10 protein-coding genes are annotated in these 14,594 nt (G+C 69.8%); 6 read left to right on the plus strand and 4 right to left on the minus strand.

Translation table 11 applies throughout. The features are described 5' to 3' along the window. Positions 1-49 precede the first annotated feature (49 nt). Entirely contained in the window at positions 50-1,951 is a 1,902-nt protein-coding gene (locus tag AAD496_RS09745) for a DEAD/DEAH box helicase (protein ID WP_349828504.1), read from the minus strand. A gap of 424 nt (positions 1,952-2,375) precedes the next feature. On the opposite strand from AAD496_RS09745, the gene AAD496_RS09750 reads away from it, so the two are divergent. From AAD496_RS09750 to AAD496_RS09760, 3 genes are all read left to right on the plus strand, one after another. Further along, positions 2,376-3,752, plus strand: a complete 1,377-nt coding sequence (locus AAD496_RS09750) for a glycine--tRNA ligase (protein ID WP_349828505.1) — start codon at positions 2,376-2,378, stop codon at positions 3,750-3,752. Position 3,753: 1 nt separating this feature from the next. Beyond that, positions 3,754-5,001, plus strand: a complete 1,248-nt coding sequence (locus AAD496_RS09755) for a YibE/F family protein (protein ID WP_349828506.1) — start codon at positions 3,754-3,756, stop codon at positions 4,999-5,001. Positions 5,002-5,178: 177 nt separating this feature from the next. Next, the gene (locus tag AAD496_RS09760) at positions 5,179-5,478 is read left to right on the plus strand and encodes a hypothetical protein (protein ID WP_349828508.1); all 300 of its coding nucleotides are present in this window, start codon (positions 5,179-5,181) and stop codon (positions 5,476-5,478) included. Here AAD496_RS09760 and AAD496_RS09765 read toward each other — a convergent pair. From AAD496_RS09765 to AAD496_RS09775, 3 genes are read right to left on the minus strand one after another with little or no spacing between them, the layout of a single operon-like run. Then, the gene (locus AAD496_RS09765; RefSeq protein WP_349828509.1) at positions 5,446-7,518 is read right to left on the minus strand and encodes a vWA domain-containing protein; all 2,073 of its coding nucleotides are present in this window, start codon (positions 7,516-7,518) and stop codon (positions 5,446-5,448) included. The two genes, AAD496_RS09760 and AAD496_RS09765, sit on opposite strands and share 33 nt — an antisense overlap. Beyond that, the gene (locus AAD496_RS09770) at positions 7,511-8,959 is read right to left on the minus strand and encodes a MoxR family ATPase (RefSeq protein ID WP_349828510.1); all 1,449 of its coding nucleotides are present in this window, start codon (positions 8,957-8,959) and stop codon (positions 7,511-7,513) included. The genes AAD496_RS09765 and AAD496_RS09770 overlap by 8 nt, the downstream gene beginning before the upstream one ends. Before the next feature lie 45 nt (positions 8,960-9,004). Beyond that, a complete protein-coding gene (locus tag AAD496_RS09775) occupies positions 9,005-10,480 on the minus strand; it encodes an L-lactate permease (protein WP_349828511.1) in 1,476 nt (491 codons plus the stop codon). A 307-nt stretch (positions 10,481-10,787) separates the two neighbouring features. On the opposite strand from AAD496_RS09775, the gene AAD496_RS09780 reads away from it, so the two are divergent. From AAD496_RS09780 to dusB, 3 genes are all read left to right on the plus strand, one after another. After that, entirely contained in the window at positions 10,788-12,488 is a 1,701-nt protein-coding gene (locus AAD496_RS09780; protein WP_349828513.1) for an ATP-binding cassette domain-containing protein, read from the plus strand. Positions 12,489-12,591: 103 nt separating this feature from the next. After that, positions 12,592-13,260: a dihydrofolate reductase family protein gene (locus tag AAD496_RS09785; RefSeq protein ID WP_349828514.1), complete on the plus strand. Its 669-nt coding sequence runs from the start codon at positions 12,592-12,594 to the stop codon at positions 13,258-13,260. Between the two features lie 185 nt (positions 13,261-13,445). Then, positions 13,446-14,591, plus strand: a complete 1,146-nt coding sequence (dusB, locus tag AAD496_RS09790; protein WP_349828585.1) for a tRNA dihydrouridine synthase DusB — start codon at positions 13,446-13,448, stop codon at positions 14,589-14,591. Positions 14,592-14,594: the final 3 nt, after the last annotated feature.

A 14,594-nucleotide genomic window follows, 5' to 3' on the forward strand; every position in this document is an offset into this window, starting at 1 on the left:
CCCGTCAGAAGCGGTGGAGTGCCGGGGTTCGGGCGGCGTCAAGCACAGTTCAGTCGCGGAAGGACTTCTTGAAGCCACCCTCGTTCTTGCGGAAGGGCTTCTTGCCGCCGCCGCGCGGGCCGTCCTTGCGGAAACCGCGACGGTCACCGCCACCGGACTTGTCGAAGCCGCCCTTGAAGGAGCGACCCGGGCGGCCCTTGTCCTCACGGATGTCGATCGGCTTGCCCTGGACGCGGGTCCGGCTCAGGCGACCGAGCACGTCACCGCCCATGTCCTGGGGGAGGTCGACGAGGGTGTGGTTGGAACGGATGTCGATGTGACCGATCTGCGCGGAGGACAGCCCGCCCTCGTTCGCGATCGCGCCGACGATCCCGCCGGGGGAGACCCGGTCGTTCCGGCCGACGGCCAGACGGAAGGTCTTCATGCCCTCGCGGCGCGGACGGCCACCACGGCCACCGCGGTCGCCGTCCCGGCCACCCTCGCGCTCGTTGCGCTTGCGGGGCTTGGGCTCCGGCAGCGGCTCGGCGGTGAGCGACTCACCGTCGAGCAGGAGCGCGGCGAGTGCCGCGGCGATCTCGGTCGGCTCCTCGTCGCGGGAGGCGGCGAAGTTCTCGATGACCGGGCGCACCTCGGACAGGTCGAGGGTGGTGAGAGCCTTCTCGATCCGGCCGCGGAACTTCTCGATGCGGGTGTTCGTGAGCTCCTCGACGCTCGGCAGGGTCAGGGTCTCGACCTTCTGCTTCGTCGCACGCTCGATGGAACGGACCATGTTCTGCTCACGCGGGGTGACGAACAGGATGGCCTCGCCGGAGCGACCGGCACGGCCCGTGCGGCCGATGCGGTGGACATAGGACTCGGTGTCGTGCGGGACGTCGTAGTTGACGACGAGCTCGATCCGCTCGACGTCGAGGCCACGGGCGGCGACGTCGGTGGCGACGAGCATGTCGATCTTGCCGCTCTTGAGCTGGTCGACGGTGCGCTCACGGGCCTGCTGCGGGATGTCGCCGTTGATGGCGGCGGCCGTGTAGCCGCGGGCCCGCAGCTTCTCGGCGAGCTCCTCGGTCGACTGCTTGGTGCGAACGAACATGATGATGCCGTCGTAGGACTCGACCTCGAGGATGCGGGTGAGCGCGTCGAGCTTGTGCGTGTGGTTGACCGTGAGGACGCGCTGGCGCACGTTCTGGTTGGTCGTCGTCTTCGTCTTCACGCGGATCTCGACCGGGTCGTTGAGGTACTGACCGGTGATCCGGTGGATGGAACCGGGCATCGTCGCGGAGAACAGGGCGACCTGGCGCTCGTCACCGGCGGCCTCGAAGATCTGCTCGATGTCCTCCTGGAAGCCCATCTTGAGCATCTCGTCGGCCTCGTCGAGGACGAGGTTGCGGAGGTTGCCGAGCTTGAGCGAGCCCTTCTTCAGGTGGTCGATGACACGACCGGGCGTGCCGACGACGACCTGGGCGCCGCGCTTGAGGCCGGCCAGCTGCGGGCCGTAGGAGGAGCCGCCGTAGACCGGGAGGACGGAGAAGTCCGGGAGGTGGTGGGCGAAGGTGGTGAACGCCTCGGCGATCTGGATGGCGAGCTCACGCGTGGGGGTCAGCACGAGGGCGTGCGGACCGTCGTTCGCACGGCCGAGCTCGGCCAGGGACGACATGAGCGGCAGGCCGAAGGCGGCGGTCTTGCCGGTACCGGTCTGCGCGAGGCCGATGACGTCGCGGCCTTCGAGCAGCAGCGGGATGGTCTCCGCCTGGATGGCCGAGGGAGTCTCGAAGCCCAGGTCCGTGACGGCGGCCTGCACCGAGGGGTGGAGGTCGAAGGAGGAGAAGGGCGGGAGGCCGGCGTCCTGTGCGGGTGCGGCGGGCGCTTCCGTGGCGGGCGCCTCGGCGGCGGTCTCGCCGGTGACGGAGGTGGTGACCTCTGCGGTGGCGGGGGCGGTGATGGTCTGTTCGGGCATGGTGATTCCTTTGAATCCGTACACGCTTGATCGCAGAGGACTGTGGTGGCGATCGACCCTCGTCGGCCGATTACGCACGCTCCACTCGTGTACGTCCAGGCCGTGTCCCCGCGGTGTCTGATCCGTGTCGCTCATGCTCCGCGCTCGGCGACCGTGGTGGTCGGAAAGGCGGGGCGGGCACACGGATGTCCCGGGGATCCATCAGGTTTGGGTGTCCGCCCAGTCTACAGGCCACATGCCCCACGTCGACCCGATCCGCCCGTTCCGGGCTGTCGGATGGGACACAGTCGGGTGGGTGCCGGGGAGTGGGCGGCGTCGGCACGTGGACCCGGCGGGCGCCTCGGCGGCGGTCTGAACTACGCTGGGGCGCGCACCCACCCGAGCGGTCGGCAGCCGGCCGTCCGCCCATGACGAGGAGTATCACGTGGCATCGAAGTTGGATTCCGTCATCGAGCTCGCCAAGCGACGCGGTTTCGTGTTCCAGGCAGGTGAGATCTACGGCGGATCCCGGTCGGCCTGGGACTACGGCCCACTGGGCGTGGAGCTCAAGGAGAACATCAAGCAGCAGTGGTGGCAGAACTTCGTCCGCGGTCGCGGTGACATGGTGGGGCTCGACTCCTCGATCATCCAGCCCACGCAGGTGTGGGAGGCCTCCGGGCACGTCGCGACCTTCACCGATCCGCTCGTCGAGTCGCTGCACACCCACAAGCGCTACCGCGCCGACCACCTGTTGGAGGCCTACGAGGAGAAGCACGGTCACCCGCCGGAGAACGGTCTGGCGGACATCCGTGACCCGGAGACGGGTCAGGAGGGCAACTGGACGGAGCCGCAGCAGTTCTCCGGCCTCATGAAGACCTTCCTCGGGCCGGTCGACAACGAGGAGGGCCTGCACTACCTCCGTCCGGAGACCGCGCAGGGCATCTTCGTGAACTTCAAGAACGTCGTGACCGCCGGTCGCAAGAAGCCGCCCTTCGGCATCGGCCAGGTCGGCAAGGCGTTCCGCAACGAGATCACGCCGGGCAACTTCATCTTCCGGACCCGCGAGTTCGAGCAGATGGAGATCGAGTTCTTCACCCACCCGGACGAGGCCGACCGCTGGTTCGACACCTGGGTCGAGGACTGCTGGAACTGGTTCGTGGAGCTCGGCATCGACCCGGCGCACATGCGCAAGTTCGACGTCCCCGAGGACGAGCGTGCCCACTACTCCGCCGGCACCATCGACATCGAGTACGAGTTCGGCTTCCAGGGCAACGCCTGGGGCGAGCTCATGGGCATCGCCAACCGCACGGACTTCGACCTGGGCAACCACACGGAGAACTCGAACGCCAAGCTCGAGTACTTCGACCAGGCCTCCGGCGACCGCTACACCCCCTACGTCATCGAGCCCTCCTTCGGTCTCACCCGTTCGATGATGGCCTTCCTCGTCGACGCCTACACCGAGGACGAGGCACCCAACACCAAGGGCGGCGTCGACAAGCGCACCGTCCTCAAGCTCGACCCGCGCCTGGCCCCGGTCAAGGCCGCCGTCCTGCCGCTGAGCCGCAACGAGAAGCTCTCCCCGCAGGCTCAGGCGCTCGCCGCGGAACTGCGCAAGCGCTGGAACGTCGACTTCGACGACGCCGGTGCGATCGGTCGCCGCTACCGCCGCAACGACGAGATCGGCACGCCGTACTGCATCACCCTCGACTTCGACTCGCTCGAGGACGAGGCCGTGACGATCCGCAAGCGCGACGACATGAGCCAGGAGCGCGTGGCCATCGCCGAGGTGCCGGCCTACCTCGCCGAGGGCCTGGGCTGCTGACATGACAGGAGGGTCCACGTCCGCCGGTGTCCGGGTGACACAGCGGGTGTGGACCCTCCTGTTGTCCGTGCTGGTCCCGTGCATCGCACTCGCACTCATCGGGCTGCTCGTCCTGTGGCCCGGCCTCGGTCCGCAGTCGCCGGACGGGTCCGCGGGGGCAGGGGACCCCGTCGCCGAGGCGCCCTCCTGGGACCCGGCCGCCACCACCGCGGGTGCCGGGTTCGTCACGGGGCGGGTGACGAGTCTCGACCTGCGCGAGTGCCCCGAGGCCGAACGCGCCGGGTGCGAGGCCGTCACCGTCGAGGTGACGGGCGTCGACGAGCCCTCCGAACCCGTCGAGGTGGGCGACACCGGGGACCTCGTCGTCCCACCGGAGGCGATCCGGGCGGGGCTCGCTCCCGGCGATCAGGTCCGGGCCCAGCCGATGGCGGGCTCCTCCGGGGACTTCGTGTTCGTCGACTTCGACCGGACGGTGCCCCTGTGGGTGCTCGCGGCGCTCTACGCGCTCGTCGTCGTGCTCGTCGCCGGGCTGCGGGGGCTGCGCGCGATCGTCGGGCTCGTCCTCGCCTTCGGGGTGGTACTCGTGTTCCTCGTCCCGTCGCTCCTGGCCGGCGAGGACGCGGTGTCCGTGGGGATCGTGGCGAGTGCGGTCATCATGCTCGTCGTCCTGTACCTGGCCCACGGGTTCTCCGCGCGGACGACCGTCGCGCTGCTCGGCACCTTCGGCGGCATCGCGATCGCCGGAGTTCTCGCCGGGGTGTTCAGCCTGTGGGCGCGTCTGGCCGGGATCCACACCGAGGAGTCCTACCTGCTGCTCGGGTACGGGATCACCCCCGCGGACCTCGTGGTGTGCGGGATCCTCGTCGCCGGTCTGGGTGCTCTCAACGACGTGACGATCACGCAGGCCTCCGCGGTCTGGGAACTCGCGGGATCCGACCGCCGGATGTCCGCGCGGACCCTGTTCGCCCGGGCGATGCGGATCGGACGGGACCACATCGCTTCGACGGTCTACACGATCGCCTTCGCGTTCGCCGGTGGGGCGCTCGCCTCACTCGTGCTCGTGGGTGCGAGCTCCCGCGGGTTCCTGCAGTCGCTCACTCTCGGGCAGATGTCCTTCGAGGTGGTGAGCATCCTCGTGACCTCGACCGGACTGGTCCTCGCGGTCCCGCTCACGACCGCACTGGCGGTGTGGGCCGCGACCTCCGGGACGCAGGAGAGAGACAGCAACAGAGACCGAGCGAACGGTTGACGTGGGACACCTGTGATGGAAGGGTGGCGACCGCATCGATGGTGATGCGCAGCACAAGAATCATTGCAGTCACGATCCCGGAGGTGGGATGAAAATGCGCAAGATTCCTTCAATCCCCGTTGGTGCCATTTCTTTGGCCTTGGTGGCTTCCATGCCGATCGCCACCGAAGCTATCGTATGAGCGACCGCCCGCCGTTCGAGAAAAGAGTGCCGTCATCGATTCTCTCTGAATTTCTGGACGACGTGGTCAAGGTACGTTCTGTTCGGAAAGTGGATCGGTTCACTTCCAATGAAGCAGGCGCCGCGATACTGAATATCCTCGGAATCCCTGCACGTGCCGACCCCAAAGGAATAAAATTCCTGGAGGGAGGTATGGAATTTGAGGATGAAACCTTGGCTGATCTTGTATTTCTATTGATCGATCGACGTTTTCCTCGTGGTTCCTCAGGCCCCGTCGACCCAGAAGCCGCGGGTTGAGAACCCACCGGGCTCCTCGGTCGACTCCGCGCGGCCGGGCACACGACCCTCGCGGACGTCGAGATAGGAGTCGACAACCGCGGCACCCAGTTCGTCGAGTTCGGGGGCGACGACCGTGCCGTCGGCCTTCCGTGCCATCGAGGCGATGAACCGCGCGAGCCCCGGGTCGTCGCCGAGGCGGAAGAACGTGGTGTGCGCGCCCAGCCGCACCGAGGTCTCCAGTTCCCGCACCGTGAGCGCGATCGTCTGCGGCAGCGGCGGGTAGCTGAACCGCGGCCTCCCGTCCGCCTCAATGTGACTGGTCGGCTCGCCGTCCGTGACGACGAGCAGCACCGGCGTCGACTGCGGGTGCCGGCGGAAGTGCCGGTTGGCCAGCAGCAGCGCGTGGTGCAGGTTCGTCCCCGTCGTCCACTGGGGTTCGAGCGCGGTGAGTTCCTCGATCTCCATCTCCCGGGCGAGCGGCCCGAATCCGATGAGTTGTAGATCGTCCCCGCGGAACCGCGTGGTGAGCAGCGTGTGGAGGGCGAGCGCCGTCCGTTTCATCGGTACCCACCGCCCGTCGAGGTCCATCGAGAACGAGGTGTCCGCGAGCAGCGCGACCGCCGCCTTCGTGCGGGACTCCGTCTCGGCCACCTCGACGTCGTCGAGCGTGAGCCGTGCGGATCCGTCACCCTCCCCGGCCCGCCGCCGCGTCGCGTTGAGGACGGTCCGGGGGATGTCCCACGCGCCGGTGTCGCCGAACTCCCAGGGCCGCGTGGCCCCGGTGAGGTCCCCGGCGGATCCGGGGGAGTGGCGTTCCCGGCGGCCGCGGGCGTCCTCCCGGGCGCGGACGATGTCGGCCAACAGCGAGGCCCCGAGTTTGCGCAGGGCCGCCGGCGAGAGCTGCAACCGACCCGAGGCGTCGCGTTCCAGGCTGCCCTCGCGGCGCAGGGCCTGTTCGATCTCCTGGAGGGTCCGGGCGTCGGCCACCGCCTCCTCCCCGAGGTGCCGGGCCAGCGCCTCGAAGTCGAGATCGTCGAGGCGGGCACCGGAGTAGCCCTGGGACAGCTGTTCGGCCAAGGCCTCCAACTCCGCGATCTCCTGCATGACGGCGATCCCCTCGCCGAAGCCCAGCCCCTCGTCCCCGGAGAAGGTGTTCGACCCGGTCCAGTCCTCGTCCGGGCGCAGGGCCTGCAGGTGCTCGTCGAGGGAGGACAGGGACTCCATGAGTTCAGGGCTGCCGAAGGCCTGGGCGGAGAGCTCCATGAGTTCCCGCCGCTGGTCCTCCGTCATCGAGTTGAACATCCGCTGGGCCGCGGCCGACCTCGTGGCCAGCACGTCGATGAGTTCCTCGATGTCACGCGGCGCCTCCGGGAAGAAGCGTCCGTGTTCGGCCATGAACCGAGCGAAGTCCTCCGGTGTGTCCTCGCCGCGCCGGTGCTTGTCGAGCAGGGCGTCGAGGTCGCGCATCATGCGCGTGATCGCTTCCCGGTCGGCGTCCGTGACGTCCTGGAGCGCCTCCTTCATCCCGCCGAACCGTTGGTCGAGCATCTCGCGGCCGAGGAGGTCCTGGATCCGCTGGTAGTCCTCCCGCGCGGACGTCGAGTGCCATTCGTAGTCGCGCAGCTCCTTCACCGCGGCCGCGGGCGAGGCCGGCAGGTTCTCCAGCCGCATCTCGGAGAAGGTCCGGTCGAGCTCGTCCATCTCCGTGTCCCGGGCCAGTTGCCCGCGTTCGGCGAGCACCGCCTTCTCCAGCAGCTCCTCGATCTCCTCCAGGGTCCCGCCCAGGTCGTGCCGACGCAGCAGTTCCTGCTTCTTCTGCGCGGCCTTCCGCCGCATCTGGTCGAGCCCCGGCGAACCGCGGGCACCCCGGCGCAGGAACTCCCGCAGGGCACCCTCGGCGGAGGTCCCGGCCATCACCGACTCCCCGATCGCGTCCCGGGCCGCCCGCAGGTCGACCGGCGGCGCGAGCGGGTCACCCCCGCTGTACCGGAGGAACCGGGCCCGACCGGGGCCGTCCCGACCCGGTCCCGGACGCTCGGGCATGGGTGTCTCAGACATAGAAGCTCTCGTCACCGTCGCTGCTCTTGCCGATCCGCCGCGTGAGGTACAGGCCCTCCAGGGCCAGTTCGATCGCCGCCGCCCGGTGCCCGGGCGAGGCCTCTCCGTCGTCCACCCGCGCGGCGAGTGCGTCGTACAGGTCCGCAGCCGAGGCGCCCTGTCCTTCTCCCGCCGCGAGAGCGGGCAGGCCGGCGAGGAAGTCCTGCGCGGCGACGTTCGGGCCGGTGACGACCATGGCACCCGCCTCGATCGCCTCGACGAGGGGATCGAGGTCGAGGTCGTCGAACCGCCCCTTCACGGTGTCCGCGATCGAGGCACGCAGCAGATGGGTGAGGATCTCGTCCTCCCGGCCGGACTCGGCGGCCTCGAACTCGATCTTCCCGCCGAGCACGTCCACGGCGGTGCGCAGGTCGACGGTCCGGGCGACGGCCGTCTCCTCACCGGTGACGGCCGCGCGGTGGAGGGCCGCGGCCGCGATCGTCTCGGCACCGGCGATCGCGAACCGGGCGCTCACACCCGAGCGCTGGTCGACCGCGGCGGACTCGCGCAGGCGCCGGGTGAACCGGGCGAGGATCTCCAGGAGGTGGGCGGGCACCTCGGCGACGAGGTCGGCCTCCTGGGCGACGACGGCCACCTCCGCGTCGAGGCGGGTGGGGTAGTGGGTGCGGATCTCCGCCCCGAACCGGTCCTTGAGCGGGGTGATGATCCGCCCGCGGTTCGTGTAGTCCTCCGGATTGGCGCTGGCCAGGACGAGGACGTCGAGCGGTAGTCGGAGCACGTACCCGCGGATCTGGACGTCGCGTTCCTCCATGACGTTGAGCATCGCGACCTGGATGCGTTCGGCCAGGTCGGGCAACTCGTTGATGGCGACGATCCCGCGGTGGGAACGGGGGACGAGGCCGAAGTGGATGGTCTCCGGGTCGCCGAGCGACCGGCCCTCGGCGACCTTCATCGGGTCGACGTCACCGATGAGGTCGGCGACCGCGGTGTCGGGGGTCGCGAGCTTCTCGACGTACCGCTCGGCCCGGTGGATCCAGGTGATCGGCAGGTCGTCCCCGGCCTCGGCGACCCGGACCCGGGAGGCGGCGGTGAGCGGGTGCTCCGGGTGCTCGCGCAGCTCCGAGTCGGCGATCGCCGGGGTCCACTCGTCGAGCAGGTTCCCGACGGCCCGCAGCAGGCGGGTCTTGCCCTGCCCGCGCTCGCCGAGGAGCACGACGTCGTGACCGGCGAGCAACGCTCGTTCGAGCTGTGGGACGACGGTGCGGTCGTATCCGTGCAGGCCTGGCCAGGGGTCCGCACCGGCCCGGAGAATCGCGAGCAGGTTCTCGCGGATCTCGGTGCGCAGCGGGCGGTACTCGTGCCCGGAGGCACGGAGTTCACCGAGGGTGGCAGGCGTCGGTGCGGCGGGGTCGGGAGAGGGGTAGGTGTGAGAGGCCGTCATGGCCCGAGAGTATCGCGTGGGTCACATCGGGGACAGGGGTGTGGGTCAGCCCGCCACCAGGATCAGGGAGACGAGTCCGAGCATCGCGAGGTAGACGCCGGCGACCCAGGCGAGGAGGTAGAACAGGAGCGTGCCGCGCTGCTTCCGCGTGGCGCCGGCGACCTGGGAGGCGAGAAGGGCACGGCCGACGGAGGCGTTCGACCCGATCGCGCCGACGCCGTTCATCGAGGCCATGACGAGGGTGCGGTCCATGTCGAGGGTGTCGGCGCCGAGACCGAAGGTGGAGGCGAACATCGCGTTCGTGCCGGTGCCCGAGGCCGTGACGACCCCACCGAGGACGGACAGGAGGCCGCCGGCCCACAGGAAGCCGATCGGACCGGTGAGGGTGAGCAGCCCACCGATGGCCGCCGCCATGTCGGTCGTCGTGAGGACGAAACCGAGGAACAGGAACCCGAGCGTCGCGGTGGCCGCCGGCACCCAGGCGCGGACCACGGTGAGCATCGTCGAACCGACGTCCCAGGGTTCGGGCTGCTGCCCGCCCCAGCGGCGGGACGAGACGAACAGGGAGGTGAGGCCGCCGACGACGAGCCACAGCGCGGGGGAGGTGAGCACGGTGGTGAGCGCGGGACCGAACGCGGTGAGGAGGATGTCCGCGAGGAGGGAGGCCGTCACGCTGCCGAGCAGCAGCGCGAGGTAGGGCGTCATCGCCAGCACGACGCGGCGACTCATGTGGACGTCGTTGCGCTGGAGCCGGAAGACCAGGAACATCACGCCGATGACGAACAGGCCGCCGAGCACGCCGGCGACCGGAGTACCGACGAGGACGTTCGCCACGAGGATGCCGGCCCACAGGCAGACACCACCGAGCGAGTTCCACAGGATGATCTTCTCGGTGTGGTCCCTGCGGTGGAACCGGAGGGTGTACGTGGCGACGACGACGGTCACGAGGATCGCGGCGGCGTTGATCCAGGCGCCCTCGATGCCGATCTCCTTGAGGTCGACCCGGCCGAGGCCGGCGGCGATCCGGGTGCCGGGGCCCATGGACCCCCATGGCGCCATGACCATGCCGAGCACGCCGAGGAACGCGGCACGCAGGGGACGGAAGCCGAGGTGGACGAGGATCGGGATGCCGATCGTGACCCCGACCCCGTAGCCGGTGACGGTCTCCGCGAAGGGGACGATGCCCCACACGACGAGCGCGGCGCCGGCCGTGGGGCCCGGCACCGAGCGCAACAACCAGGCCGAGAGCGTGCGCATGTACCCACTGGCCTCCTGCACCCGGGCGAGCAACAGGCCACCGAGCATGATGAGGACGACCTCGACCCACAGAGGCGACTGCAGGAGGACACCGGTGCCCCAGACCACGAGCGGCTCGGGGAACACGAGGATGCCGACGGTCAGCGCCGAGAGCACGCCGAGTCCGGCGGAGACGATCGGGGAGATCCGCAGGAGGATGCAGGCGACGGCGACGAACACGGGCACGAGGGCGATGAGGCCCGGGACCACCTGGTCGATGAACACGCCGCGGGGCACCTTTCACGGGGGCGGGGACTGGGGAGACGCCGACGAGGGGGACCGCCGACACCGGGCTCAGCCTACGTGTGCGCAGGTGACGCGGGGAGGGGCCGCGGATGAACTGCGATGGATCGCACGGGCGGAGACCGCGGTCACGGCGTATCCTGGAGGGGCCGTGTCGTCGACGAAGGGTCTTTTCGTGAAGTAAGACCTCGCTTCCGAGTCCTCTCCGCCCGCAGGAGTGCTGCGTGATCGTTCCGTGAGCACCCCACCACATCGGGCGGATCCGTGTGCTCACGAAACGAGATCTTCCATGTCCCACACCGGCGCCCACGCATCCTCGCTCACCCTCACCGACCTCACGTACCTCCTGCCCGACGGCACACCCGTGTTCCGGGACCTCGCCGCCGTGATCCCGGCCGGGCTCGTCGGCCTCGTCGGCGACAACGGGACCGGCAAGTCCACGCTCGCCCGGCTCCTCACCGGAACACCTGCTCCGACCTCCGGTGCGATCACCGGTGCGGGTCGCGTCCACCTCGTCGACCAGCTCCTGCCGACCTCGCACGTCACGGTCGCCCGGGCCCTCGGCATCGCCGAGCGCCTGGCGGTACTGCGCCGCGTACTCGGCGGGGAGATGGCCGCGGACGACCTCGACCTCGTCGGCGACGACTGGGACCTGGAGGAACGCGCACTCGCCGCGCTCGCCCGGGTCGGACTCGACGACGAGGACCACCGCGACGAGCGATCCGATCCCGACCGGACGTCTCTCCTCGACCGTCAACCGCTCCTCGATCGAGAACTGCACACCCTGTCCGGCGGTCAGGCCGTCCGGGTGGGACTGGCCGCCGGCATCCTCGCCGGTGCCGACTGGCTGGTCCTCGACGAACCGACGAACAACCTCGACGCCGCCGGGCGCCGGGAACTCTTCGACCTCCTGGCCGGACGCATCGGCCCGACCCTCGTGATCTCCCACGACCTCGACCTCCTCCGGCGGGTCGACACGATCGTCGAACTCACCGACGAACTGCGTGTGTACGGCGGGAACTGGGACGACTACGAGGCCGCGGTCGCCCACGAGGAGGAGGTGAAGCGCCAGCGGATCGCCGATGCGAGGAAGGACCACGCCAAGGAGAAACGGCAACGCATCGAGACGCAGACCAAGCTCGCCCGTCACGCGGCGCAGGGTCGGAAGGCGGCCACAGGAATGCCGAAGATCCTGGTGAACGCCCGGCGGAACGCCGCCGAGCAGACCGCGGGGTCGACCACCCGCGCGAAGGCCGACGACGAGGCTGCGGCGCTCGCCCGCCTGGACGAGGCCGAGGACGCACTGCGGACGGGTGCGGAGATCCGCCTCGAGCTGCCCGCCACCGAGGTCCACCGCCACCGGCGCGTGCTCGACCTGCTGTGCGTCACCGGGACGGGGACCGAGCCGCGCGCCGCGATCGTCGGACCCGAACGGATCCGCCTCGACGGACCGAACGGCTCGGGGAAGTCGACACTCGTCCGGGCGATCGCGACCGGCACCGGACCCGATGCGGACCGGGTGCGGCGCCTCTTCCCGGGAGTGTCATGGGACGTCCACGTGCCGGTGGGGCTGCTCGACCAGCAGTACCGCCTGCCGGCCGACCGGACGGTCATGGAACATCTCCGCACGGTCGCGCCGGAGACGGAGCCGCACCGGATCCATGAGGTGCTCGCCGCCCTCGAACTGCGCCGGGACCGGGTGCACCAGGTCTGCGGGACGCTCTCCGGAGGGCAGGCCTTCCGGGTGGCGCTCGCCGCCCTCCTCATCGCCGAACCCGCGCCGGGACTGCTCGTGCTCGACGAGCCGACGAACAACCTCGACGTCTCCAGCACACGGGTGCTCCGTGGGGCGCTCGCCGCCTACCGCGGGGCGCTGCTGCTCATCACGCACGACACGGCCTTCGCCGACGAGCTCGACCTCACGGCCACCTGGCACGTCGGGGACCTCCGGGACGACCCGGCACGGTTGGAGACGGGAACCGCGGGGTGACCCGTCTGCTTCCGGGGCGCCCCGGGAAAAGCAGGTCCGTTCCGGCACCGGACGGGACGGATCGGGCGTAGCGTGAGAGGTGTCGAGCTCAAGGAGGAGTCTGATGACCGCGGCGACCGAGGGACACCGGGCGCAACGCCTGCGCGTCCACTGCATGACCGTGACGCGTGACGGCTACGGGGCCGGCGAGGGGCAGAGTCTCGAACGCCCCTTCGGACATGCGGACCCGTCCGTGCTCATGTCCTGGGCGGGCGCGACCGCGCACTGGCCCAATCGGACCGATCCCGGCGGCAGTCGTGGTTTCGAGGACTTCCTCACCCGGGACTTCACGCGGGACATCGGTGCGGAGATCATGGGGCGGAACAAGTTCGGACCCCAACGCGGACCCTGGCAGGACCTCGACTGGCAGGGTTGGTGGGGCGAAGAACCGCCCTTCCACACCCCGGTCTTCGTCCTCACCCATCATCCACGTCCCTCGATCGAACTGTCGGACACGACCTTCCACTTCCTCACCGCCACCCCCGAGGTCGCCCTCGAGCGGGCGAAGGAGGCGGCCTGCGGTTTGGACGTACGCCTGGGCGGTGGCCCGACGACCGTGCGGGAGTTCCTCGCCGCGGACCTCGTCGACGATATGCACATCGCCGAGGCGCCCGTGGAGATCGGCCGGGGCGAGAGACTGTGGACCCGACCGGAGGAACTCACCGACCGGTTCTCCTGGGAGACGGTCGACGCACCGAGCGGATTCCGCCACCACTTCTTCTGGCGGGACTGATCCCTCCTGCGGGACCGTGCGGGACCGACCCCGCCCGCCGGACGTGACGGGTCCCATGTGGACTGGCTTGCGCGCGGTGGGATAATCACCGGGTGACCCCTGTGACTGCGACGCACCCGGACGAGACGATCAGCGTGACCGAGCGGGACCTCCCGCCGGTCACCCGGCCCGCGACCCCGGACTTCGTGCCGCGTGGGCTCACGATCGGCAACATCGCACTCGACTCGCCGGTCGTGCTCGCGCCGATGGCCGGGATCACGAACACCGCCTTCCGCCGCCTGTGCCGCGAGTACGGCGCCGGTCTCTACGTCACCGAGATGGTGACGAGCCGGGCCCTCGTGGAACGCAACGAGAAGAGCATGCGGATCATCCACCACGAGCCCTACGAGACCCCACGGTCCGTCCAGCTCTACGGCGTCGACCCCGTGACGATCGGGCAGGCGGTGCGGATGCTCGTCGAGGAGGACCGCGCCGACCACATCGACCTCAACTTCGGCTGCCCGGTGCCCAAGGTGACCCGCAAGGGCGGCGGTTCCGCGCTGCCGTGGAAGACCGATCTCTTCACCGCGATCGTGAACACCGCGGTGAAGGAGGCGTCGAAGGGCGACGTCCCGCTCACCATCAAGATGCGCAAGGGCGTGACGGCCGACCACCTCACCTACCTCGACGCCGGGCGGATCGCCCGCGACGCAGGGGTCGCCGCGATGACGCTGCACGGGCGCACGACCGCGGACCTGTACTCCGGGAAGGCCGACTGGGACGCGATCGCCCGCCTCAAGGACGAGATCGGTGACGCCGTGCCGGTGCTCGGCAACGGCGACATCTTCGCCGCCGAGGACGCCGTCGAGATGATGCGGCGGACCGGCTGCGACGGTGTGGTCATCGGCCGCGGCTGCCAGGGCCGCCCCTGGCTGTTCGGTGACCTCCAGTACGCACTCGCCGGTTCCGAGGAGCGGATCCGTCCGGGTCTCGGTGAGGTCGCCGAGGCGGTCCACACCCACGGCGTGTACCTCACCGAGTACTACGAGGACGAGTTCCGCGGCGTTCGTGACCTGCGCAAGCACATCGCCTGGTACTTCAAGGGCTACCCGGTCGGTGGGCAGATCCGGCAGAAGCTCGCCATGGTCTCCTCGTTGGAGGAACTGCGCGAACTCCTCGACACCCTCGACCACTCGGCGCCCTACCCGGGTGCCGACGCGGAAGGGTCGCGCGGGCGGACCACCCGACCCAAGAAGCCGCACCTGCCCGAGGGCTGGTTGGAGTCCCGGCAGATGCCCGAGAGCTTCAAGGCGGAACTCGCCCTGGCCGAACTCGACGTGTCCGGTGGGTGAGCC

This window comes from Brevibacterium litoralis (assembly GCF_040212315.1).
Lineage (GTDB): Bacteria > Actinomycetota > Actinomycetes > Actinomycetales > Brevibacteriaceae > Brevibacterium > Brevibacterium litoralis.

Excerpts from the sequence above, each read along its gene's own strand:
- AAD496_RS09745 (WP_349828504.1), bottom strand. The coding sequence starts at position 1,951 with ATGCCCGAACAGACCATCACCGCCCCCGCCACCGCAGAGGTCACCACC.
- AAD496_RS09755 (WP_349828506.1), top strand. The coding sequence starts at position 3,754 with ATGACAGGAGGGTCCACGTCCGCCGGTGTCCGGGTGACACAGCGGGTG.
- AAD496_RS09760 (WP_349828508.1), top strand. The coding sequence starts at position 5,179 with ATGAGCGACCGCCCGCCGTTCGAGAAAAGAGTGCCGTCATCGATTCTC.
- AAD496_RS09765 (WP_349828509.1), bottom strand. The coding sequence starts at position 7,518 with ATGTCTGAGACACCCATGCCCGAGCGTCCGGGACCGGGTCGGGACGGC.
- AAD496_RS09770 (WP_349828510.1), bottom strand. The coding sequence starts at position 8,959 with ATGACGGCCTCTCACACCTACCCCTCTCCCGACCCCGCCGCACCGACG.
- AAD496_RS09780 (WP_349828513.1), top strand. The coding sequence starts at position 10,788 with ATGTCCCACACCGGCGCCCACGCATCCTCGCTCACCCTCACCGACCTC.
- AAD496_RS09785 (WP_349828514.1), top strand. The coding sequence starts at position 12,592 with ATGACCGCGGCGACCGAGGGACACCGGGCGCAACGCCTGCGCGTCCAC.